This window comes from Sphaerimonospora cavernae, from assembly GCF_042435035.1.
Taxonomy (GTDB): domain Bacteria; phylum Actinomycetota; class Actinomycetes; order Streptosporangiales; family Streptosporangiaceae; genus Sphaerimonospora; species Sphaerimonospora cavernae.
Window position 1 is genome coordinate 1 of the sequence record NZ_JBHMQT010000025.1, and the last position, 22,513, is coordinate 22,513.

At 71.1% G+C, this 22,513-nt stretch carries 19 protein-coding genes and 1 pseudogene; 13 read left to right on the forward strand and 7 right to left on the reverse strand.

The annotated features are described in order from the left end of the window. Positions 1 to 399: 399 nt before the first annotated feature. Positions 400 to 2,004 carry an ABC transporter substrate-binding protein gene (locus ACFHYQ_RS12830; RefSeq protein ID WP_394301346.1) on the forward strand — a complete coding sequence of 535 codons (1,605 nt, stop codon included), beginning with the start codon at positions 400 to 402 and terminating at the stop codon, positions 2,002 to 2,004. Positions 2,005 to 2,100: 96 nt separating this feature from the next. On the opposite strand, the gene ACFHYQ_RS12835 is transcribed toward ACFHYQ_RS12830, so the two are convergent. The 3 genes and pseudogenes from ACFHYQ_RS12835 to ACFHYQ_RS12845 form a co-directional block, all read right to left on the reverse strand. After that, positions 2,101 to 4,452, reverse strand: coding sequence for an arylsulfatase (locus ACFHYQ_RS12835; protein WP_394301347.1), 2,352 nt, complete (start codon positions 4,450 to 4,452; stop codon positions 2,101 to 2,103). Between the two features lie 157 nt (positions 4,453 to 4,609). Then, positions 4,610 to 5,415 (reverse strand): annotated as a pseudogene (locus tag ACFHYQ_RS12840) (oxidoreductase). A 22-nt stretch (positions 5,416 to 5,437) separates the two neighbouring features. After that, on the reverse strand, positions 5,438 to 6,049 hold the full coding sequence (locus tag ACFHYQ_RS12845; RefSeq protein WP_394301348.1) for a hypothetical protein: 612 nt from the start codon (positions 6,047 to 6,049) through the stop codon (positions 5,438 to 5,440). 253 nt (positions 6,050 to 6,302) lie between these two features. On the opposite strand from ACFHYQ_RS12845, the gene ACFHYQ_RS12850 reads away from it, so the two are divergent. The 4 genes from ACFHYQ_RS12850 to ACFHYQ_RS12865 all read left to right on the forward strand — a co-directional run bounded on the left by ACFHYQ_RS12850 (position 6,303) and on the right by ACFHYQ_RS12865 (position 11,238). Then, positions 6,303 to 7,268 (forward strand): aldo/keto reductase, encoded by a 966-nt coding sequence (locus ACFHYQ_RS12850; protein WP_394301349.1) that lies wholly within the window; start codon positions 6,303 to 6,305, stop codon positions 7,266 to 7,268. 24 nt (positions 7,269 to 7,292) lie between these two features. Next, on the forward strand, positions 7,293 to 8,963 hold the full coding sequence (locus ACFHYQ_RS12855; protein ID WP_394301350.1) for a thiamine pyrophosphate-requiring protein: 1,671 nt from the start codon (positions 7,293 to 7,295) through the stop codon (positions 8,961 to 8,963). Positions 8,964 to 8,969: 6 nt separating this feature from the next. Then, entirely contained in the window at positions 8,970 to 10,172 is a 1,203-nt protein-coding gene (locus ACFHYQ_RS12860) for an alpha-hydroxy acid oxidase (protein WP_394301351.1), read from the forward strand. A gap of 70 nt (positions 10,173 to 10,242) precedes the next feature. Then, a complete protein-coding gene (locus ACFHYQ_RS12865) occupies positions 10,243 to 11,238 on the forward strand; it encodes a zinc-binding dehydrogenase (RefSeq protein WP_394301352.1) in 996 nt (331 codons plus the stop codon). A gap of 3 nt (positions 11,239 to 11,241) precedes the next feature. On the opposite strand, the gene lipP1 is transcribed toward ACFHYQ_RS12865, so the two are convergent. Continuing rightward, complete coding sequence (gene lipP1, locus ACFHYQ_RS12870; RefSeq protein WP_394301353.1) at positions 11,242 to 12,171, reverse strand: LipP1 family hormone-sensitive lipase; 930 nt, start codon at positions 12,169 to 12,171, stop codon at positions 11,242 to 11,244. 78 nt (positions 12,172 to 12,249) lie between these two features. Continuing rightward, positions 12,250 to 13,977 (reverse strand): thiamine pyrophosphate-binding protein, encoded by a 1,728-nt coding sequence (locus tag ACFHYQ_RS12875; protein ID WP_394301354.1) that lies wholly within the window; start codon positions 13,975 to 13,977, stop codon positions 12,250 to 12,252. Between the two features lie 211 nt (positions 13,978 to 14,188). Between ACFHYQ_RS12875 and ACFHYQ_RS12880 the strand changes: the two genes are divergently transcribed. From ACFHYQ_RS12880 to ACFHYQ_RS12915, 8 genes are all read left to right on the forward strand, one after another. Further along, a complete protein-coding gene (locus tag ACFHYQ_RS12880) occupies positions 14,189 to 15,052 on the forward strand; it encodes a CoA transferase subunit A (RefSeq protein ID WP_394301355.1) in 864 nt (287 codons plus the stop codon). Continuing rightward, positions 15,049 to 15,849 carry a CoA-transferase subunit beta gene (locus tag ACFHYQ_RS12885; RefSeq protein ID WP_394301356.1) on the forward strand — a complete coding sequence of 267 codons (801 nt, stop codon included), beginning with the start codon at positions 15,049 to 15,051 and terminating at the stop codon, positions 15,847 to 15,849. The genes ACFHYQ_RS12880 and ACFHYQ_RS12885 overlap by 4 nt, the downstream gene beginning before the upstream one ends. Beyond that, positions 15,846 to 16,943, forward strand: a complete 1,098-nt coding sequence (locus tag ACFHYQ_RS12890; RefSeq protein ID WP_394301357.1) for an NAD(P)H-dependent flavin oxidoreductase — start codon at positions 15,846 to 15,848, stop codon at positions 16,941 to 16,943. The genes ACFHYQ_RS12885 and ACFHYQ_RS12890 overlap by 4 nt, the downstream gene beginning before the upstream one ends. 105 nt (positions 16,944 to 17,048) lie before the next feature. Then, positions 17,049 to 17,924: an SDR family NAD(P)-dependent oxidoreductase gene (locus tag ACFHYQ_RS12895; RefSeq protein WP_204010155.1), complete on the forward strand. Its 876-nt coding sequence runs from the start codon at positions 17,049 to 17,051 to the stop codon at positions 17,922 to 17,924. 56 nt (positions 17,925 to 17,980) lie between these two features. Further along, a complete protein-coding gene (locus ACFHYQ_RS12900; protein ID WP_394301358.1) occupies positions 17,981 to 18,430 on the forward strand; it encodes an FAS1-like dehydratase domain-containing protein in 450 nt (149 codons plus the stop codon). Then, positions 18,427 to 18,855 carry a MaoC/PaaZ C-terminal domain-containing protein gene (locus ACFHYQ_RS12905; RefSeq protein ID WP_394301359.1) on the forward strand — a complete coding sequence of 143 codons (429 nt, stop codon included), beginning with the start codon at positions 18,427 to 18,429 and terminating at the stop codon, positions 18,853 to 18,855. Before ACFHYQ_RS12900 ends, ACFHYQ_RS12905 begins: the two co-directional genes overlap by 4 nt. A gap of 5 nt (positions 18,856 to 18,860) precedes the next feature. Next, a complete protein-coding gene (locus ACFHYQ_RS12910) occupies positions 18,861 to 19,838 on the forward strand; it encodes an NADPH:quinone oxidoreductase family protein (RefSeq protein WP_394301370.1) in 978 nt (325 codons plus the stop codon). A 41-nt stretch (positions 19,839 to 19,879) separates the two neighbouring features. Then, positions 19,880 to 21,079: an acyl-CoA dehydrogenase family protein gene (locus ACFHYQ_RS12915; RefSeq protein WP_394301371.1), complete on the forward strand. Its 1,200-nt coding sequence runs from the start codon at positions 19,880 to 19,882 to the stop codon at positions 21,077 to 21,079. A 171-nt stretch (positions 21,080 to 21,250) separates the two neighbouring features. Here ACFHYQ_RS12915 and ACFHYQ_RS12920 read toward each other — a convergent pair whose 3' ends face one another. Together ACFHYQ_RS12920 and ACFHYQ_RS12925 are read right to left on the reverse strand one after the other, a co-directional pair. Then, a complete protein-coding gene (locus ACFHYQ_RS12920; protein ID WP_394301360.1) occupies positions 21,251 to 22,093 on the reverse strand; it encodes a sugar phosphate isomerase/epimerase family protein in 843 nt (280 codons plus the stop codon). Then, positions 22,057 to 22,464 carry a nuclear transport factor 2 family protein gene (locus ACFHYQ_RS12925; protein WP_394301361.1) on the reverse strand — a complete coding sequence of 136 codons (408 nt, stop codon included), beginning with the start codon at positions 22,462 to 22,464 and terminating at the stop codon, positions 22,057 to 22,059. The genes ACFHYQ_RS12920 and ACFHYQ_RS12925 overlap by 37 nt, the downstream gene beginning before the upstream one ends. Positions 22,465 to 22,513 lie beyond the last annotated feature (49 nt).

Below are 22,513 nucleotides of genomic sequence, written 5' to 3' on the forward strand. Positions count from 1 at the left end.
TGCCGGCGGACGCGCCCGTGATCAGAACATTCTTACCTTCGAACCGGTTCATGACGCTCCGTCGATTCGCACTTCGCGGGCCGTTCCCGCTGAGCCCCCCGCTGGAGCTCACCGGCAGTGAGTGTGCGTCCGGACCAGAACGAACCGCCACCCCATCTCGGTCACCGGGACGCCGGACAGGCACCCGCGGACCTGGAATTAGCGTCTGTGACACGAATCATGCGATCTCGTCAGCCTGCTCGCCGGGACAGGCACCGCAACTGTGATCATCGCGTCGGTGAGCGGTCGCGGCATGGCGAGCCCGAACCGGCGTGAACTCGGACTCGAGGACGGCCGTTCGGTGACTCCTGTTTTGAGGTCCCGTTCGTCGGCCCGCCGCCGAACGGGGAAAGGAACACGATGAAGCGGAACAGTAGATTGCGCCGGAGGCGAGGGGCGATCGCGCTCTGCGCGGCACTGGCCACCGCGACGCTGCTGGCCGGCTGCGGCGGAGCGAGCAGCAGCAGCAGCACCGCCGCGACCGGTAGTGGGGGTGACACGGTCGACGGCAACGCGACCCTCGACATCGGCATGCCGGTGCCCCAGTCGCTGGACCCCCGGCAGGCGCCGGAGCCCACCCAGCTGACGATCGGGACCTGGCCGGTCTACGACCGGCTGCTCCAGGTCGGACCGAACGCGCAGTACGAGCCGATGCTCGCCACCAAGTGGGAGTTCTCCCCCGACGGCACGACGCTGACGCTGACCCTGCGCCAGGGCGTCACCTTCAGCGACGGCACGCCGTTCGACGCCGAGGCGGTCAAGGCGAACCTGGAGTTCTCCCAGAAGGCCGACAAGACGGCCGTTCAGGCATACCTGGCCGACGTGGCCGGCGTCACGGTCGTCTCCGCCGACACCGTCGAACTCCAGCTGAAGAAGGCCAGCACCACCGTGCTGTCGGCGCTGGCGAGCACACTGGGCGGAGCCATGATCTCCCCCAAGGCGCTGAACAGCCCCAACCTGGCCACCCACCCGGTGGGCACCGGCGCCTACGTCATCGAGTCGTTCAAGCCCGGCCAGAGCGTGGTCTACAAGCGACGCACCGACGAGGGCGGCATCTGGGATCCCAAGACCGGCAAACCCGCCTCGGTCACCATCACCGCCTACAGCAGTCTGGAGGCGATGGACAACGCGGTCAAGAGCGGCCAGGCCGACATCGTCACCTGGGAAGGGCACAAGCAGCCCTACCAGGCGCAGCTGGACTCGGGTCGGCTGCAGACACAGCCGCTCTCCCAGGCACTGAACATGGTGGGGCTGAACATCAAGCCGTCGGTCAAGCCGTACGACGACGTCAAGGTCCGCCAGGCGATCAACCACGCGATCAACCGGCAGGCGATCGTGGACGCCCTCCAGCCGGTGACCACGCCGCGGGTGCAGCCGTGGCCCGAGCAGCTGCCCGGCTTCGACGCCGCCCGCGAAAGCGTCTACGCCTACGACCCGGACAAGGCCAAGCAGCTGCTCGCGGAGGCCGGACACCCCGACGGCTTCGACGGCGGCGAGATGCTGGTCGCCCAGACGGGTGCGCTGCCCGCCGTCGCCCAGGCGGTGCAGGCCGACCTGGCGGCCGTCGGCATCAAGATCCAGCTGCGCTCCTTGGACGTGTACGCCATGGTCACCGGGTGGGCCAAGGCGCCGAACCCCATCCAGCTGATGTACATGACCCTGCCCTCGATCGATCCCTACTCGTGGCTGCAGCGGCTGTTCGTCAACCCGATCTACCGGCCTACGGGTGCCGACCCGGAGCTGGTCAAGCTGACCGAGGGCGTCGACGACCCGTCGCTGACCGATGAGCAGCGGGCCGCCAAGGTCGGCGAGGCGGTCGCCCACGCCACCGACAACGCCCTGTACGCACCCCTGTTGCAGGGCATCGGCGGCTACGTCGCCGACGGCAAGGTGCGCGGCCTGGACGACTTCGCCTCGGTGAACGGCGGCGTCGCCGACTTCCGGAACACGTACCTGGTCAAGTGACCTGCTGAGCACGCCCGGCACTCGCGGGCCGTCGAAAACCGCTGGGAAAGCCGCTGGGCCGGTCCTTCCGGACCGGCCCAGCGCCTCTCCCCCCACTCAATGAGTGATCATGACGACCCGTTCCCGTTCCCGCTGGGTCGGCGCGTCGCGGCGTTCGTCCAGCCGTACGTCGATGTGGTCGATGAGCCCCCGGTAGGCGTTGGCGGCCGGTTGGGCCGCGTACTCTTCCGTGACCGGGGTCCCCCGGTCACAGCCCACATCGAGGGTCTCGTCCATCGAGAACTGGAACCCGATCGTGCGCTCCAGCCGGCCGGTCGCGACTTCGCGGCCGTCGACGCGCAGGATCACGCCGCCGCCGCGCCCCACCCCGCCGCCGTCGTAGTCAAGGCGGAGCCGGACGACGTGCGAGCCCGGAGTCAGCGGCTCAGATCCTCTGACGTAGGTCCGCTCCCCGCACCGGTTGTGGCAGTAGACCGGCCGGCCGTCCCTGACGTACAGCGACCAGCCCGCGAAGCGTCCCCCCTGGGCGATCAGCACGCCGTCGGCCCCCGCCTCGGGGACCTCGAGGTGCACCTCGAGGGTGAACGAGGTGTTCTTGAAGTCCGGGGCGGTCCCTTCGCGCATGCCCCGCATGCCCGGCCGCAGCACGATGGAACGCCGCTCTCCCAGCAGGTCCGGGCGGGGCGCCCGCCTGGGGTCGAAGCGTTCGTGCATGCGGTCGTCGAGCGGCAGGACGTTGAACCTGGCCGCTTCGACGAGGAACTTCTGCTTCAGCTCCTGGAGCTTGTCCGGGTGAATGTCGGCGACGTTCACGGCCTGGGTCCAGTCCGCGTTCGTGTCGTAGAGCTCCCAGACGTCGTCGGCGAAGGGCGGGGCCGGGCGCCGGGGCCGGGCCCACGCCATCTGGTTGTGCCGGGCGACCGCGGTCCACCCCCGGTCGTAGATGCCCCGGCTGCCGTGGATCTCGAAATACTGGGTGGTGTGCCGGTCCGGGGCTTCGGCGCCGTCGAAGGTGTAGCGGAACGACGTGCCCTCGATCGGCGCCTGCACGACGCCGTCCACGATCTTCGGCTGCGGGATTCCGGCGGCCTCCAGAATCGTGGGCGTCACGTCGATGCAGTGGTGCCACTGATGGCGCAGCTCTCCCCGGGACTCGATGCCCCGGGGCCAGTGCACGATCATCCCGTTGCGGGTGCCGCCGTAGTGCGAGGCGTACTTCTTCGACTGCTGGTACGGCGTGTTCATGGCCAGCGCCCAGCCCACCGGGTAGTGCGGGTAGGTCATCGGCCCGCCCAGCTCGTCCAGTTCGGCGAGGGTGTCCTGCACGGTGTACGGCACCTGGTTGAGGTTGCGGACCAGGTTGGCCGAGCCGTACAGGCCCCCCTCGGCCGCCGCGCCGTTGTCGCCGAGCACGTACAGCACGATCGTGTTGTCGAGTTGCCCGAGCCCCTCGATGGTGTCGACGAGCCGGCCCACCTGGGCGTCCATGTGCTCGGCGAACTCCGCGTAGAGCTCCATCAGGCGGGCGCAGACCGTGCGTTCGTCGTCGTCGAGGTCGGCCCAGTCCGGCACGTCGGGGTCGAACGCCGGCAGGCCGGCGTCCTCGGGCACCAGGCCCATCTCCTTCTGCCGTGCCAGCGTGCGCTCCCGCTGGGCGTTCCAGCCGTGGTCGAACTCACCCCGGTACCGTCCCCGCCAGCTCTCGGGCACGTGGATGGGGTCGTGGCAGGCGCCGAAGCTCACGTAGGCGAACCAGGGGCGTTCGGGCTCCAGGGCCGTCACGTTCGTGATCCAGCCGGCGGCCTGGTCCACGATGTCCTCGGAGAGGTGGTAGCCCTCCTCCGGGGTCCGGGGCGGCTCGACGGGGGTCAGCCCGTCGATCAGCGCCGGGGAGTACTGGTTGGTCTCCGCGCCGATGAACCCGTAGAACCGGTCGAACCCCTCGTTGGTCGGCCAGCGGTCGAACGGGCCGGTCTCCCCGACCTCCCACATCGGCGTCTGGTGCATCTTGCCGAAGGCGCCGGTGTGGTAGCCGTTGCCGGACAGGATCCGGGGCAGGGTCGCCATCGAGTCCGGCCGGACGCAGTCGTACCCGGGCGCGGAGGTGGCGAGTTCCGGGACCGTGCCCATTCCCACGCTGTGGTGGTTGCGGCCGCTGAGCAGCGCGGTGCGGGTCGGTGCGCAGATCGCGGTGGTGTGGAACCGGGTGTAGCGCAGCCCGTCCTCGGCGAGCCGGTCCGCCGCGGGCATCCGGCACGGCCCCCCGAAGGCGGACGACGCGCCGAAGCCCATGTCGTCCACGAGGATCACCAGCACGTTCGGCGCCCCCTCGGGCGCGCGGACCGCACGCCGTACCGGGTAGGGACGTTCGAGATCGCGTACGTCGACGGTGGGAGCGCCCGTGGGCGCCGCCGACGCCATGGGCAGGATCGTGCGGTCGACGCTCATCGTCGCCACCCGGTCAGCTCGGCGGCGGACACGGGCCGCAGAGCACGAAAGGCGGTCGAGACCTTCAGTTGGTGTGACATTCGGGGAAACTAACGCCGGCATCCGGTCAACAGGGTGGTCTTCTCGGTCAGCGAGACCGCTGGTCAGGCGCCGGTGGTCAGGCGATGGTGGAGGCGACGGAGGAGTAGTCGGTGTAGCCGCGCTCACCGCCCCCGTAGTAGGTCGCGGGGTCGGGACGGTTCAGCGGCGCGCCGCTGCGCAGCCGCTCCGCCAGGTCGGGGTTGGCGAGGAAGGCCCGGCCGAAGGCGACGAGATCGGCGCCGTGACGCAGCCAGCGCTCGCCCTCGGCCCTGCCGCCGTCGGGCGGCCGCGGTCCCGCCCGTACGGGTCGCGGCGCCGGTTCGTCACCGGGGACAGGAACTGGTGGATGAGGTAGCCGTTCCCGCCGTGCAGTTCCACCCCGTCGAATCCGGCGTCCGCGGCCCGCCTGGCGGCGCGGGCGAAGTCGCCGATGGTCGCCCGCACCTCGGCGGTGCCGAGCTCGCGGGGAACCGGGAGCTCGCGGTGGCCCGCCGAGGTGAAGATCCGCCCGGTGGCCGGCACCGGCGACGGCGCCACCGGCTGCAGCCCGTTGAGGCTCGGGTGGCCGATCCGGCCCACGTGCATGAGCTGGGCGAAGATCCGGCCGCCCGCCGCGCGCACCGCCTCCGTCACCGCCCGCCAGCCCTCGACCTGCTGGTCCGTGTGCAGGCCGGGGGTTCCCGGATACCCCTGGCCGGCCAGGCTCGGCTGCACGCCCTCGGTGATGATCAGCCCCGCGGTCGCCCGTTGTGCGTAGTAGTGGGCCGCCTCGGCGCAGGGCACTCCGCGCCGGTCGGCGCGGCTGCGGGTCATCGGCGCCATCACCAGCCGGTTGGGCAGGCACAGGCGTCCCAGCCGTACGGCCTCGAACAGATCCGGCATCGTGACTCGCCTCCGCTCGTGGTCAGGCCGTCAGGTCGGCGCGGTCCTGGCCGCGCAGCGCGGTCAGGCAGAAGTCCAGCCGCTCCCGGCAGTCCTCCTCGCCGGTGGCGGCCAGTACGATCTCGTAGTCGGCCGCGGCGTCGGCGTAGCGGCCGGCCTCCTGACGGACGACGGCCCGGTTGAACCGCATCTCAGGCGTGCCGCCCAGTTCGACCGCCCGATCCAGGTCGGATGCGGCCGCGGCGAGGTCGCCGGCGGCGTACCCGAGCTCACCCCGCAGCGCCCATGCCTCGGCGAGTCGCCCGTCACGGTCGAGCCTGGGCCGGGGGCCGCGTCGTTCGATCTCGGAACGCTGAAGCCGGAGGAGTCGCATGACATGCTGGCGGCGATCCTCGGGCCTGAGCGCGTCGAAGCGGAACGCGAGACCGCCGCCGAGCTCGTCCGACTGTGCGGCGGCCTGCCGCTGGCGCTGCGCGTCGCCGGCACGCGCCTCGCCGGCCGCCCGCACTGGAAGCTCGCCCGCCTCGCCTCGCACCTGATTGAGGGCGGGCTGGAAGAGCTCACCCTGGGGGGCCTGGATATCAGGAGCAGCGTCGCAGCCGGCTATCACCGGATCGGCGCCGCGGCGCGGCATGCCTTCCGCGTGCTCGGCCTCCTGGAACTCCCCTCGTTCCCGGCCAGGCCCGGTTCACGGTCCAGCCGTCGATCGACGAGGCGCCCCCCTTGTTTCGCACCCCGGCGCTCGATAGCATCGACAAATAGACAAGCAAGCGCTTGGTTGCAGGCTTTGGCCGGAACCAGGGTAGGAGTGCCGTAACCACCCGGCCTGGTGCGCTCGTCGAGAGCGTCCACGTCACGGGCGCCTGTAGCGGATTTGGGGAGAACGCATGAGATATCGGCGACTGGGCGAACACGGCCCCAGCGTCTCCGTCGTCGGCCTCGGTTGTAACAGCTTCGGCTCCCGGCTCGACGAGGACGGCACGAAGGCCGTGGTCCGCGCCGCACTGGACGCGGGAATCACCCTGTTCGACACGGCGGACATCTACGGCATGCACGGGCGCGGCAAGGCGGGCGACAGCGAGCGCCACCTCGGGGCAGCCCTGAAAGGCCACCGCGACCAGGTCGTCCTCGCCACGAAGTTCGGCCTGCCCATGGGCGAGGACGACGACCGCCACGGCCCGCGTGGCGCCCGCCGCTACATCCGGCACGCCGTGGAGTCCTCCCTGCGCAGGCTGGACACCGACTACATCGACCTGTACCAGTACCACAAGCCCGACGGCGTCACCCCGCTCGGCGAGACCCTCGCCGCACTGGACGAGCTGATCACCGAGGGCAAGGTACGGTACATCGGCTCCTCCCAGATGCCCGCCTGGCAGCTCGCCGACGCGGCATGGCAGGCGCAGGCCGACGAGTGTCCCGCTTTCGTCAGCACGCAGGTCTGCTACCACCTGCTGGACCGCGGCGCCGAGACCGAGACCGTCCCGGCCTGCACCCGCTTCGGAGTCGGCATCCTGCCGTACTATCCCCTGGCCAGCGGACTGCTCAGCGGCAAATACCGGCGCGGCGAGCAGGCGCCGGCCGGCAGCCGGCTGTCGGCCATGCCCGGGTGGCTGACCGACGCCGCCCTGGACCGGGTGGAGGCCCTGCGGGCCTACGGCGCCGAGCGCGGGCTGAGCCTGCTCCAGGTGGCCGTCGGCGGCCTGGCCGCCCTGCCCGCTGTCGGCTCGGTCATCTCCGGCGCCACCGGCCCCGAACAGGTCGTCGCCAACGCGGGGGCGGCCGACTGGGTCCCGCGACCCGCCGACCTCGACGCGCTCAACGCGATCGTGGCCCCCGGCGAACGCGTGGTCTGATCGAGCAGAAGGAGATACCAGACCGTGAAAGTCGGCGCCGCCATCGTCGAGATCCTCAAACGCGAGGGCATCGAGACCGTCTGCGGATACCCGCTCAACTACATCTTCGAATACGCCGCCGACGCCGACGTCCGGCCGGTGATCACCCGGGCGGAGCGCACGGCCGGGCACATGGCGGACGCCATCTCCCGGGTCACCAGCGGCCGGACCATCGGCGTGTACGCCACCCAGCACGGGCCCGGCATCGAGAACGGCATGGGCGCGGTGGCCCAGGCCTTCGGCGAGTCGGTCCCGATCCTGGTGCTGCCGATGGGCTACCCGCGCGCGGAGGCACACGTCCCGCCCAACTTCAACTCGACCGCAAGCCTGCGCACCTTCGCCAAGTCGGTGGAGCCGCTGATCCGCGGCGACCAGGTTCCCGCGGTGTTCCGGCGCGCCTTCAGCCGGCTGCGCAACGGCCGGGGCGGCCCGGTGGTGGTGGAACTGCCGACCGACGTCTGGTTCGAGGACGTCCCCGAGCCGCTGGACTACACGCCGGTGGCCCGGACCCGGTCCGGCCCGGACCCGGCCGACGTCGAGCGGGCCGCCGCGCTGCTGGTCTCGGCCGAGCGCCCGGTCATCTACGCCGGTCAGGGCGTCCACTACGCCCAGGCCTGGCCGGAGCTGCGCAGGCTCGCCGAGACGCTGGCCATTCCGGTCACCACCAGCATCGAGGGCAAGAGCGCGTTCCCCGAGACCCATCCCCTCTCGCTCGGCTGCGCCGGACGCGCCATCTCCAAGCAGGCGTACGAGTTCCTCAACCAGGCCGATGTGATCTTCGGCATCGGCTGCAGCTTCACCAAGACCGATTTCGGCGCGAAGATCCCCACCGGGCGGACCGTCATCCACGCCACCCTCGACCCGGCCCACCTGGACAACGAGGTGACGGTGCACACCGCGCTGATCGGGGACGCCGCACTCACCCTGGACGCCATGCAGGCCGCGGTGGAGTCGATGGTCGAGGGTCCCCGCGATCCCGCCCCGGTCGCGGCCGAGATCGCCCGGATCGAACGGGAGTGGATGGCCGAGTGGCTGCCCATCCTCACCTCGGACGAGAACCCGATGACCGCCTACCGCGTCATCTGGGAGCTCATGCACACCGTGGACGTCGGGCAGACCATCATCACGCACGACGCCGGCTCGCCCCGCGACCAGCTCACCCCGTTCTGGAAGACCACCGAGCCGCTGAGCTACCTCGGCTGGGGCAAGACCACGCAGCTCGGCTACGGGCTGGGCCTGGCCATGGGCGCCAAGCTCGCCAAACCGGACAAGCTCTGCGTCAACCTGTGGGGAGACGCCGCCATCGGCTTCACCGGGATGGAGTTCGAAACCGCGGTCCGCGAACGGATCCCGGTGCTGTCCATCGTGTTCAACAACTTCACCATGGCGATGGAGTCCCACGTGATGGGCCTGTCACAGCGCAAGTACGGCACCATGGACATCTCCGGCGACTACGCGGCGATGGCCAGAGCCTTCGGCGGGTACGGCGAACGCGTCACCGATCCGAGTGAGATCGTGCCGGCGATCCGCCGGGGCATCCGGCAGACCCGCGAGGGCACGCCGGCGCTGCTGGAGTTCATCACCTCCAAGGAGCTGCGCTGGTCCAGCTACGGACTGCCCGGCTATGTGCGCCCGATCCCCGACTCCTACCGGTGAGCGCACGTGGCCACGATCCAGTTCAGGCTGACGACCCCGCGGACGCCGCTGTCGGTTGAGGACTATCGAAGGCTCGCCCGCCGCCGGGTGCCGGACATGGTCTGGGCCTTCATCGACGGCGGGGCAGACGATCTGGTGACGTTGCGCGCCAACCGCGGCTCCTTCGACCGGTGGTCGCTGCGGTCGCGCGTGCTGACCGGCAAGGAGGGACTGGGGCTGGGCACCCGGCTGGCCGGGGTGCCGCTGTCGCTGCCGGTGTTCCTGTCCCCCACCGGAATGACCGGGCTGGCGCACTGGTCCGGCGAACCGGCGGCGGCACGCGCGGCCGAGCAGGCCGGCACCCGAGCCGTGATCAGCACGGCGGCCAGCTACACCATCGAGGAGATCGCCGAGGCGACCTCGGAGGACCACTTCTTCCAGCTGTATCCCTGGACCAGCCAGGCGACCGGCCGGCCGCTGGCCGACACGTTCCTGCGCCGCGCGCGAGACAGCGGATACCGGGCGGTCTTCGTCACGGTCGACGTGCCGGTCGCGGGCAACCGTGAAGGAGAACGACGGACCGGCATGGGCGTCCCGCCCACGCTGACCCCGGCCCGGATGCTCGCCGCCGCGGGCAAACCGCGATGGTGGAGCGGGTTCCTTCGGCACCAGCGCGTCGCCGCCCGGATGCTGGTGAACGAGCGGGGCGCCCGCGCCGGGGTGAGGTCGGCGGCGGTCCAGCAGCGGCTGATGCGCCCGAACGTCGACTGGGACGACCTCGCGAGGGTGCGGGAGCTGTGGCAGGGACCGATGTACGTCAAGGGCCTGCTGGACCCGGCTGACGCCGCCCGGGCCGTCGCACTCGGAGCCGACGGGATCGTGGTGTCCAACCACGGCGGCCGGCAACTGGACTGCGCACCGGCCAGCCTGGACGCGCTGCCCGCGATCGTCGCGGAGGTCGGCCGGCGGGTCCCGGTGCTGCTGGACGGCGGGATCCGCCGCGGCAGCGACGTGGTCAAGGCGCTGTGCCTGGGCGCGACGGCCGTCGGCATCGGCCGGCCCTATCTCTACGGCCTGGCCGCGCGCGGCGAGGCGGGCGTGCGGCATGTGCTGGACATCCTCCGCGAGGAGGTGGTCCGGACGCTCACCCTGATGGGCGTGGCCGACATCACCGAGCTGGACCGCACCCACCTGGTCCCCGCCCGTCCCGACACCGACCACGACCAGTAGACATTCAATGTGACGCGGCGGAGGTCCCCCATGCCCCCGGCCGCGTCGCCTCGCGAGAAAGGAACAGCCCATGCGCGCGGCCTACATGCCCGCCCCCGGCCGGGTCGAGGTGGCGGACTTCGAGATCCCGCGACCGGGCGAGGGGCAGGTGCTGGTCCGGATGGAGTACGCCTCGATCTGCGGATCCGACACCCATGTGGTCCATCACGGATTCCACCTGGAGCACGGGCTCGGTCAGCCCGGCTATCCCGGCCACGAGGGGGTCGGCGAGGTCGTGGAGAGCCGCTCCCCGTCGTACGTCCCGGGCCAGGCGGTGCTCACCGCGCCGATCAGCATGATCGGCGGGTGTTTCTCCGAATACATGGTCATCGACGCCCGGCAACTGGTGGCGCTGCCCGACGGTGACCGCCGCAGTCTGCTGCTCGGCCAGCAGCTCGGCACCACGATCTTCGCGATGAAGAAGTTCTGGCCCGGCGGCCCGGTGCACGGACAGGGCAAGGTCGCCGCCGTCATCGGCGCGGGCTCGGCCGGGCTGTTCTTCCTTCAGCACCTGCGGCGGCTCGGCTTCGACCGCGTGATCGTCTCCGACCTCGACTCCCGGCGCCTGGAGGTCGCCGGGCGACTCGGCGCCGACGAGACCGTCCAGGCCCCCGGGCGGGCCATCGGCGAGGTGATCGCCGACCTGACGGCCGGCCGCGGCGCGGACTTCATCATCGAGGCGGCGGGGTACGACGCGACGCGCGCGGAGGCCATCGAGGCGCTCGCCAACCAGGGGACGGCCGGATTCTACGGATTCCCCGAGCTGCACGGGCACGCGCCGTTCCCCACCTATCCCGCGTTCCGCAAGTCGGCGACGGTCCAGTGGGCCTCCAGGGCCCAGGACGAGCCGGGCCTGGCCTCCTTCCGCGAGGCCGTGGCGGCCATCGCCGCCGGCGAGGTCGAAGTCGACTACTGCACGGAGGTCACCTTCGACCTGGAGCAGGTGCCGGAGGCGATCGAACTCGCCGCGCGGCAGGGCCGCGGTGCGGTCAAGATCGGCATCAGGATCGCCGCGGACGCGTCGTGAGCATCACGCGAGGACGGAGCCGATGTCGGTCCACAGCAGGTCGCGGGCGGAGACCGCCGGCCCGAGGGCGGCGATGGTCAGGAAGCCGTGGAACAGGCCCGGGTAGTGGCGGTGCATTACCGGGACACCGGATCGGGTGAGCGCCGCCGCGTAGTCCCGCCCTTCGTCGCACAGCGGGTCCAGTCCCGCGGTGACGATGACGGCCGGCGGCAGGCCGGCGTGATCGGCTGCGCGCAGCGGCGCGACATGGTGGGCGGGCTCGGGTACGTCGTCTCCGCCGAGGTACTGCTGCCAGTACCACTCCATCGCGGCACGGGTGTTGTAGTAGCCGGTGGCGTAGCGGCGATAGCTGTCGGAGTCGAACGACGGCTCGACCATCGGGTAGACGAGGACCTGCGCCGCGATCGGCGGGCCGCCCAGGTCGCGGGCCATCAGGCAGACGACCGCGGCCAGGTTGCCGCCCGCGCTGTCGCCGGCGGTCACGATCCGGCCGGGGTCGGCGCCGAGATCGGCGGCGTTGTCGGCGACCCACTTCACCGCGGCGTAGGCGTCGCGGGCGGCGGCCGGCGCCCGGTGCTCGGGAGCGAGCCGGTAGTCGACCGAGACGACCACCGAACGGGTGTGCCTGGACATCCGGCGGCAGAACCCGTCATGGGTGTCGAGGTCGCAGAAGACGAACCCGCCACCATGGAAGAAGACGATCACCGGCAGCGGCGCGCCGCCCTCGCCGTGCGGATGGTAGATCCGCACCCGCAACGGCCCGTCGTCGGTGTCGATCGTGCGGTCCTCCGCGGACCGGACGTCGTCGAGGTTGTCCACCGGCTGCCGCCGGGCCGCCACCACCGCCCGGGCCTCGGCTCCGGTCATCCGGTGGACCGGCGGAAACCCCTCGTTCAAGACCTTCAGAAGTTCGGACACCTCTGTGTCGAGCACTTGCCCACGCACCTTTCTCTACGAATCAGTCGGTATCTGCTCGGCGTGGTCGCGGCGCCGGGCCGGCCCCGGTCCCTGTCACCGGCGAAGCGGGTGCAGGCGGGACATGTCGATCTCCAGGACGGTCGGGCCGTCCCGGCCCACGGCCGCGGCGAACGCGGTCTCGAACTCCGCCGCGCTGCTCACCCGCTCGGCCGCGGCTCCGAAGGACGTCGCCAGGCCGACGAAGTCGGGCGTGGCGAGGTCCACATCCTGGGCCGGCCCGGCCCCGGACCTGGCGATGATGTCGCGCAGCATGCCGTAGCCGCGGTCGTTGAACAGGCACATGATGACCCGGGACCGCTGCTGCACGGCACTGGCCAGCTCGCCGACGCTGAGCATGAGGCCGCCGTCCCCCTGCAGCAGCACCACGGGGCCGCCGGTGGCCGCCGCCGCGCCGATGGCGAAGGGCAGGCCCGGGCCGATCCCGGCGGCGACCGGACGGATCGAGGTACGCGGTTCCAGCGCGGGCAGCACCCTCATACCCCAGACATAGGAGGGCACGGTCGTGCCGCGCACCACGACGGCTTCACGCGGCAGGTGCCGCGCGATCGCGGCGCAGATCGCCTCGTGGTCGGGGCCCATGTCGGCGCTGATGCGCTCCCTGGCCCGCCGGTACGCCTCCCGGCCCTCGGCCAGGTAGTCGTCATCGCGCGGCCGCCGCGGCGGCAGCCGCTCGGCGAGCTGCGCCAGCCCGATCCGGGCGTCGCCGACGAGCGCCAGCCGCGCCGGGTAGCTCCGGCCGATCACACCGGGGTCGACGTCCAGGTGGATCAGGTTCTCCGGAAGCTTCAGCGTCCAGCAGTCCGTGGGATACATCTGGAACCGGGTCCCGACGGCCAGCACGCAGTCGGCGGATTCGACGAAGTCACGCAGCGGCGCGACGGTCGGGAACGCGCCGAGCGCGAGCACGTGGTCTTCCGGGATGGCGCCCCGCCCCTCGCGGGAGGTGACCACGGGCGCGCCGAGCGCCTCGGCGAGGCGGACCAGCTCGGCGCTCGCACCCGCGCTCACCACCCCGCCGCCGGCCCAGATCAGCGGCCGGCGCGCGGCCGTCAGAGCGGCGGCCGCCTCGGCGACCTGCTTTCCGTCCACCGGATCCGCCGGCACCGGGTAGGGCCGCAGCGGCGAACGCGCACCGCGGGCGGACTGGAAGTCGACGGGAACCTCCAGCGCGGCCGGCTGCGGCCGCCCGGTGAGCACGTCCCGCGCCAGGCGGAGCACGGCCTCGCCGACGTCTCCCGCGCGCCGCGGCAAGATCACCTCGCGGCACACCTGGCGCAGCATGTCGGTCTGGTTGGGCGCCTCGTGGACGTACCCGCGGCCCTTGTCGAGGTACATGCTGTCCACCTGGTTCGTGATCAGCAGCACCCGCGAGGAGGCGAACGCCGCCTCATACAGCCCGCCCATCGCGTTGGCGGTGCCGGGCCCGGTGCTGACCACGGCCACACCCAGCCCCCCACCGGCCCGGGCGTAGGCGTCGGCCGCGTGCACCGCGCCCTGCTCGTGGCGCATGCCGACGACGGCGGTCACCCCGCGCCGGTGGATCGCCCGCAGGATCTCGAGGTTGTGCGCGCTGGCGATGGTGAACACGTGTCGCACCCCGAGCACGTCCAGGGCTTCGGCGATCTGCTCTCCACCCGTCCACTGGCCGCCGCCGTGACCTTCGCGGCCGTCGGCTCGCTCGCTTCGCTCGCTGCTGTGCTCATCGGCTCGCTCGCTTCGCTCGCTGCTGTGCTCATCGGCTCGCTCGCTTCGCTCGCTCACGTACTCTCCTCGTTCGGTTCCGCGGCGCCTGGGGTCAAGCGCCTACGGGCCTGTAAAGCAAGCATTTGATTGGTGATTACCCTAGCGACGGAGGACAGGGCCGCCAACCCCCCGCTCACGTCACGCCGACGACTGTTGACGGGCGTGCCGCGCCTGATATGGTGACCAAACAAGCGCTTGATTTATCTGAAAACGAACGCTGGAGCTGTAGATGGCCGACAAACGGATGACCGCGCAGGATGTGGTCAGCCGGCTCAGATCCGGAATGACCATCGGGATCGGCGGGTGGGGATCCCGCCGCAAGCCGATGGCGCTGGTCCGGGAGATTCTCCGTTCCGACCTGCGGGACCTGACCGTGGCCTCCTACGGCGGCCCCGACGTGGGGCTGCTCTGCGCGGCCGGCAAGGTACGCAAGGTCGTCTTCGGGTTCGTGTCCCTGGACTCCATCGCCCTGGACCCGCACTTCCGGGCCGCACGGCAGACGGGCGCGGTGGAGGTCGCCGAGTATGACGAGGGCATGCTGCAGTGGGGCCTCTACGCGGCGGGCCTGAAACTGCCGTTCCTGCCGACCCGCGCGGGGCTCGGCTCGGACGTCACGACCCACAACCCCGATCTGCGCACGGTCGCCGACCCCTACGGTGGTGACGAGGTGCTGGCCATGCCGGCCCTGCACCTGGACGCCGCACTGATCCACATGAACCGGGCCGACATGCACGGAAATGGGCAGTTCCTCGGGCCCGACCCGTACTTCGACGACCTCTACTGCATGGCCGCGGAGCAGGCGTTCATGTCCTGCGAGAAGATCGTGCCGACCGCGGAGCTGACCGCCGCGGCCCACCCGGCCACGTTGAAGATCAACCGGTTGCTGGTGACCGGGGTGGTCGAGGCACCCAATGGCGCCCATTTCACCTCGTGCGTGCCGGATTACGACCGGGACGAGGCCTTCCAGCGGGAGTACGCCACAGCGGCGGCGGACCCCGAGCGCTGGCGGGAATTCCAGGACCGCTACCTGAGCGGATCCGAATCGGACTACCAGGCGGCCGTGGCGGCCCGCCGTCAGGAGGTGTCGGCATGACCAGTGTGATGCCCTCGGGTGCCCCCGCGACCGCGGACGCCGCCGGAGTGAGCCGTGCCGAGGTGTGCGTCGTCGCGTGCGCCGACGCCTTCCGCGACAACGGCGAGGTGATCGCCAGCGCGTTCGGCACCGTACCCGCCATCGCCGTCCGGCTGGCCCGGCACACCTTCTCCCCCGACCTGCTGATCTCCGACGGAGAAGCCCACATGCTGCGCGGCACCTGGCCGGTCGGCACCCCCGCCGAGGGCGAGATCGAGGCGTGGACTCCGTTCCGTACGATCTTCGATCTGGTCTGGTACGGCAAGCGGCACGTCATGATGATCCCCAGCCAGGTCGACCGATACGGCAGCACCAACATCTCGATGGTCGGCGACTACCACCGGCCCAAGGTGCAACTGCTCGGCGTGCGCGGCGCTCCCGGCAACAGCGTCTACCACCCGACCAGCTACTGGGTCCCCAAGCACAGCACCCGGGTGTTCGTGCCGAAGGTCGACATGGTCTGCGGGGTGGGCAACGACCGGGCGGCCGAGGCCGGCCCGGCCGCGAGCCGCTACCACGACCTGCGCCGGATCGTCACCAACCTGGCGGTCTTCGACTACCACCCCGACCATGGCCCGCTCCGCCTGGCCTCGGTGCATCCGGGAGTGACGGTGGAGCAGGTGCAGGAGGCCACCGGTTTCCCGCTGGACGTCGCAGGCGACGTACCGCAGACCCGGCTGCCCACCGAGGACGAACTACACCTGATCCGCGAGGTGCTGGACCCGCGCGGGCTGCGCGACCGGGAGGTGACCGGATGACCGCGGCGGACTCGGCGGCGGACCCCGCTGCGGACCCGGCCGCCTCTGTTCTGCACACCAGGGCGTGCGAGCTGTTCGGGGTGAAATACCCGATCGTGCAGACCGGGATGGGTTATGTCTCAGACCCCGCCCTGACCGCGGCCACCGCCAACGCCGGCGGTCTGGGCATCCTGTCGGCCGGCCTGCTGTCGTATGAGGAACTCGTCACGGCCATCGAGACGATCCAGGCGAAGACCGACAATCCCTTCGGCGTCAACATCCGCGCCGACCAGCCGGACGTGGAACGCCGCATCGACCTGCTGATCTCGACCGGGGTGAAGGTCGCCTCGTTCGCGTTGGCGCCCCGGCAGGACCTGATCGCCAAGTGCAAGGACGCCGGCCTGGTCGTGGTGCCGTCGATCGGCGCCCGCCGCCACGCGGAGAAGGTCGCGGCCTGGGGCGTGGACGCCGTCATCGTCCAGGGCGGCGAAGGCGGCGGCCACACCGGCGGCGTCCCGACCAGCCTGCTGCTGCCGCAGGTCGTCGACGCCGTCGACATCCCGGTGATCGGGGCCGGCGGCTTCTTCGACGGCCGCGGCCTGGTCGCCGCCCTGTCCTACGGCGCGGCCGGCATCGCGATGGGCACCCGCTTCCTGCTGACCACCGACTCCCCTGTCGCGCAGGCGGTGAAGGAGGTCTACCTGTCCAAGACGGTGAACGACACCGTGCTGACCACCGAGGTGGACGGGGTGCCCCAGCGGGTGCTGAGGGCCGGCACCATCGACAGGCTGCTGCGGACCTCGGGGCCGGGACGGCTGCTGCGGGCCGCCCGGAACGGCGTCGCGTTCCAGAAGATCTCCGGCACCCGATGGTCGGACATCATCCGGGAAGGCCTGGCGATGAAGAAGAGCCGCGATCTGACCTGGAGCCAGGTGGTGATGGCCGCCAACGCCCCCATGCTCTACCGGGCCGCGCTGCTGGAGGGCCGCCCCGACATCGGGGTGATGGCCACCGGGCAGGTCGTCGGCCTGATCGACGACCTGCCGAGCTGCCGGGAGCTGATCGACAGGATCATGGCCGAGGCCGAGGACGTGCTGCGCCGGCTCGGCGCCTGACGTCCCGGCACCGGTCCCCCGGCCGCGGCACCGTCGCCCTGAACAGCCGTCACCTTTGCACAGCCGCACCTTGAACAACCGAACTCTTATCAGGAGGACTGCCACATGTCCGCATTGAACGACCGCGTCGTGGTGATCACCGGTGCCGGTCGCGGAATCGGCCGGGAGCACGCGCTGCTCGCGGCCGCCGAGGGTGCCAAGGTCGTCGTCAACGACAACGGCGCCGACGCCGACGGCCGCGGCGGTGACCCCGCCTTCGCTCAGGCCGTCGCCGAGGAGATCCGGGCCGCCGGCGGGCAGGCGGTGGCCAGCGCCGCCGACGCCGCCACCCTGGAGGGCGCCCGGGAGCTGCTGGAACTGGCCCGCGGCGAGTTCGGCGCCGTGCACGGCCTGGTCAACAACGCCGGCGTCCTGCGCGACCGGATGTTCGTCAACATGTCCGAAGAGGACTGGGACGCGGTGATCCGGGGCCAGCTGCGCGCCACGTTCGCGCCCGCCCGGGTCTTCGCCGAGCACTGGCGCAACGAGTCCAAGGCGGGTCGCCGGCCGACCGCCTCGGTGGTCAACGTGCCCTCCACCTCAGGTCTGATCGGCGCGGTCGGCCAGAGCAACTACGGCGCGGCCAAGGCGGGCATCGCCGCGCTGACGGTGATCCTGGCCCAGGAACTGGGCCGGTACGGGGTCCGGGTCAACGCCGTCACCCCGGTCGCCCGCACCCGGATGACCGAGAACGTGCCCGGCATCGCGGAGATGGTGGCCGCGCCGGCCGATCCCGAGGCCTTCGACGTGTACCACCCCGGCAACGTCTCCCCCCTGGTGGCCTGGCTGCTCACCGAGGACTGCCCGGTCAACGGGCAGGTGTACTACGCCAAGGGCGGCGAGATCCGGCAGTTCGCCGGCTGGAGCTACGCCTGGACCGTCGACCGTGGCGCCCGGTGGACCGTCGCCGACATCGACAAGGAACTGCGCAGCCGTGGCTGAACCGACCCTCCAGCCCGAACCCGGCAACCGGCACGCGTGACCGGAAGGAGCACCAGATGGCCAATCCCAATGCCGTCGGCACACAGGGCGTCCCGTTCCGGATGGACGTGGAGCGCGGCAAGATCCGCGAGTTCGCCCGCGCCACCGGATCGACCGACCCGGCGTACCTGGACGCCGAACAGCCCGTCGTCCCGCCGACGTTCCTGACCACGACGTTCTTCTGGGGTACGGGCGATGCCAACCCTTGGTCGGCCGTGGAACTGGACCAGAAGCGCGGCCTGCACGCCGAGCAGGAGTACACGTTCTTCGGGCCGCCGCCGAGCGCCGGCACCCGCCTGACCTGTCAGTCGCACATCAGCGAGATCTACACCAAGCAGGGCCGCCGCGGCGGTGAGCTGACGTTCGCCGTGATGATCACGGAATTCCGCGACGAGACCGGCCGCCTGGTCGCCCAGGCCAAGCTGACCGGCGTCGAGACCGCACGACCCCCGGCGGAGGAGTCATGACCGTTCCCGCAGCACCCGACCCGTGGGTGGTCGGCCCGGTGACCCGTACCGACTTCGTCCGCTACCAGGGCGCGTCGGGAGACATGAACCCGATCCACCACGACGAGGAGTTCGCCAAGGCCGCCGGCTTCCCGACCCCCTTCTCGGTCGGGATGTGGCAGGCAAGCCTGCTGGGCACCTACGCGACGAACTGGCTGGGCGCCGAGAACGTGCGCAACTTCCGGATCCGCTTCCTGGAGCAGGTCTGGCCCGGCGACGTGCTCACCTGCGGCGGCGAGGTGGTCCGCGAGTACGACCACGAGGGCGAACGGCGGGTGGACGTCGAGCTGACCTGCCGCCGCCAGACCGGCGGCAAGGCCGTGACGGCCTGGTCGACGTTCGTGCTGCCCGGCGCACAGCCTGATGGGGAGGCAGACCGGCTGTGAAGGCGATGCTGTGCCGCGAGCTCGGCGGGCCGGAGAACCTGGTGGCGGACGAGGTGCCCGACCTCGTCGCGGGGCCCGGCCAGGTCGTGGTGGACGTACGGTCCGCCGGGGTGAACTTCCCCGACGGGCTGATCGTCGCCGGCACCTACCAGACCAAGCCGCCGCTGCCGTTCAGCCCGGGCTCGGAGGTGGCCGGCATCGTCCGCGCGGTCGGCGAGGGGGTGACCGGACCCGCCCCGGGCGATCGGGTCATGGCCTTCTGCGGCATCGGCGGATATGCCGAACAGGTCGTCGTCACCGCCGAGCGGGTGCACCCGATCCCCGACGACATGAACCTGGACCACGCCGCGGCCTTCCCCGTGGTCTACGGCACCTCCTACCACGGGCTCGTCGACCGGGCACGGCTGCGGGCAGGCGAGACCCTGCTGGTGCTGGGCGCCTCCGGCGGGGTCGGGCTGACCGCCGTGCAGATCGGCAAGGTCCTCGGCGCCCGGGTGATCGCGGCCGCTTCCAGCGAGGAGAAGCTGAACCTGTGCGCCGAGCACGGGGCCGACGAGCTGATCGACTACCGGGAGACCGACCTGGCCTCGCGGCTGAAAGAGATCACCGGCGGCGCCGGGGTGGACGTGGTGTACGACCCGGTCGGCGGCACGGCGGCCGACACCGCGGTGCGGGCGCTGGCCTGGGGCGGCCGGTACCTGACCGTCGGCTACGCCTCCGGCGACATCCCCCGGGTGGGAATGAACCGGCTGCTGCTGAAGGAGGGCGAGCTGCTCGGCGTCCTGTGGGGCGCGTGGGCCGGCCGCAATCCCGGGGCCAACGCCGAGAACATGTCCCGGCTGCTCGAGTGGTACTCCGCGGGCCTGCTGCGTCCGCACATCGACCGCCGCTATCCGCTGGCCGAGGCGGCCGCCGCACTCGCCGTGGTGATGAACCGCGAGGCAAAAGGAAAGATCGTCCTTCGAACCGGAGAGATGCCATGACCACGACCGGGCCCGCGCAGGCGGGAATGGAGCTGCGTCAAATGGATCTGGGCCCGAGCGAACGAGCCCTCGAACTGCTTGCCACACTCGGCGATTTCATGACCGAGCGGGTCTATCCGGCCGAACCGGTGTATGCGGCGCAACTCGAGGAGGCGGGCCCGCGCAGCCACGTGCTGCCGCCCATCGTCGAGGAGCTGAAGACCGAGGCGCGCCGGCTGGGCCTGTGGAACCTGTTCCTGCCGGATCTCTCTGGACTGTCCAACCTCGAGTACGCCTACCTGGCCGAGATGACCGGCCGGTCGCCGTACATCGCCCCGGAGGCGCTGAACTGCGCCGCCCCCGACACCGGCAACATGGAACTGCTGCACCTGTTCGGCACGCCGGAACAGAAGGCCCGCTGGCTGGAGCCGCTGCTGGACGGGCGGATCCGCTCGGGCTTCTCGATGACCGAACCCGGGGTGGCCTCCTCCGACGCCCGCAACATCAGCACGTCGATCGTCCGCGACGGCGACGAATACGTGATCAACGGGCACAAGTGGTGGACCACCGGCGCGGCCGACCCGCGCTGTGAGCTGCTGGTCCTGATGGGCAAGACCGACCCGCAGGCGGCGCCGCACCGACAGCAGTCGATGATCCTGGTCCCGGTCGCGACGCCGGGTGTCGAGATCATCCGGTCGCTGCCCATCTTCGGCTACCACGACCAGCACGGCCACTGCGAGATCCGCTTCACCGACGTACGGGTGCCCGCGACCAACCTGCTCGGTGGAGAGGGCGACGGCTTCGCCATCGCCCAGGCCCGGCTCGGCCCGGGCCGGATCCACCACGCCATGCGCACGCTCGGCATGGCCGAACGCGGACTGGAACTGATGGTGCGCCGCACCATGTCCCGAGACGCCTTCGGCGGGCCGCTGTCGGATCAGGGTGTGGTGCGGACCTGGATCGCCGAGTCCCGCATGGAGATCGAGCAGGCCCGGCTGCTGGTGCTCAAGGCCGCGTGGATGATCGACCGGGTGGGCGCCAAGGGAGCGGCCACCGAGATCGCCGCCATCAAGGTGGTGGCGCCCCGCGTGGCCCGCGCCGTACTGGACCGGGCCATCCAGGCCCACGGCGGGGGCGGGGTGACGGAGGACTTCCCGATCGCCCGCATGTGGGCCAGCGCGCGGATCCTCGGCATCGCCGACGGCCCCGACGAGGTGCACATCCGGACCGTCGCCCGCCAGGAACTGCGGCGATACCGCTGATTTCGGATCAATCCGCCTGGACGCCGGGGGGACGGGAGTCCCTCCGGCGCGATGCGGGACCGCGAGGAGTCGACCACCGATGACGCATGCCTTGAATTCCGGCGAGAACTACCACCACGTGACTTCTCCGCTCCCTTCCGCGAGCGGAGAAGTCACTTCGTTGGAGCAGCCTCAGCCGGTGCGTCCCAGGCGCGTCGCCGTCCAGGCCACGCCGCGGGTCAGCGCGCTCTCGGCCCCTTCGGCGTCGATCGCCGGCCCGGCGAGTTCGACGTCCACGGTTCCCCGGTAGCCGTCCGCCAGCGTGTCGTCGAGCAGCCTGGCCATCGGCAGGTCCGCGTCGCCGGGAACCCAGCGGTTCGGAAAGCTCAACGTGCCGACCTTGAAGTCGCTCACCTGCAGCAGCCGGATCCGGTCGACCTCCGCGCGCAAGGTCGACCGCAGCCCGCCCTCCTGCCAGCAGCAGTACAGGTCGACGCACAGCCCCACATCGAGCCTGCGGGCCAGTTCGGCGGCGTCCCGGACAGTGTGGATGAAGCTGAGGTCACACCGCACCGACATCGTGTTCTCCAGGGCCAGCGCGATCCCCGCCTCACCCGCGTGTTCGACCGCCGGCGCCATCCGGCGGGTGAACCGGTCCGCGGCCTCCTCCCAGGACAGATCTCCCGACGGTCCCACGGTCAGGTACACCGTACGGGCACCGATCCGTTCCGCCGCGTCCACCGCGGCCATCAGGCTGTGCACCTGCTCGGTCCAGCCGTCGCCGTCATCGGGATCGGCGGTGAACGGGTGCACCAGGTATTCGACGTCCACGCCGCTGCGGCCGATCACGTCGTAGGCGGCCGGCCAACCGCAGGCGGCGAGCTTCGGCACGGTGAGGCCGACCAGGTCCGTACCGGTACGCCGGTACATCTCGAGCTCCTCCGGCAGCGGCCAGGAGACCGCAGCCATGCCGCTCACGCAGATCCGGTTGCCGTAGGTCATCCGGCACGGCTCACACGTCGCCGGATCCGCCACCCGTCGAGGGTACGGACGAACTCGTCGGTGTAGACGCCGAACATGCGCGCCGTGGGCGCCGAATCGGTGTCGGCGAAGAAGAGGAAGTACGACACGGCCGTGGCCGTGTCACCGTCCACGGTCACCTCCAGCGGGACCACGAGGTGGCGAGTCGCCGTACCGGGTCCGCTGACGCCCCCGGCGCGTAGCCGACGGGCGTTCGCGACGATCTCCTCAATGCCGGACTGCGAGCTCTCCCCCAACGTCCAGGTGGCGTCGTGGGTGTAGACCGTGCGGTAGTCGTCGGGGTCGCCCTCGTCCGCGAGTCGCGCAGCGTGCCCGATGAGTCCCCTGATGAGCAGGTCGTCGTTGGTCTGGCCGACGTCCATCATTCCACCACCTCGATATCTGGAATCTTGGTCGCGAGCATCTTCGTCTCCC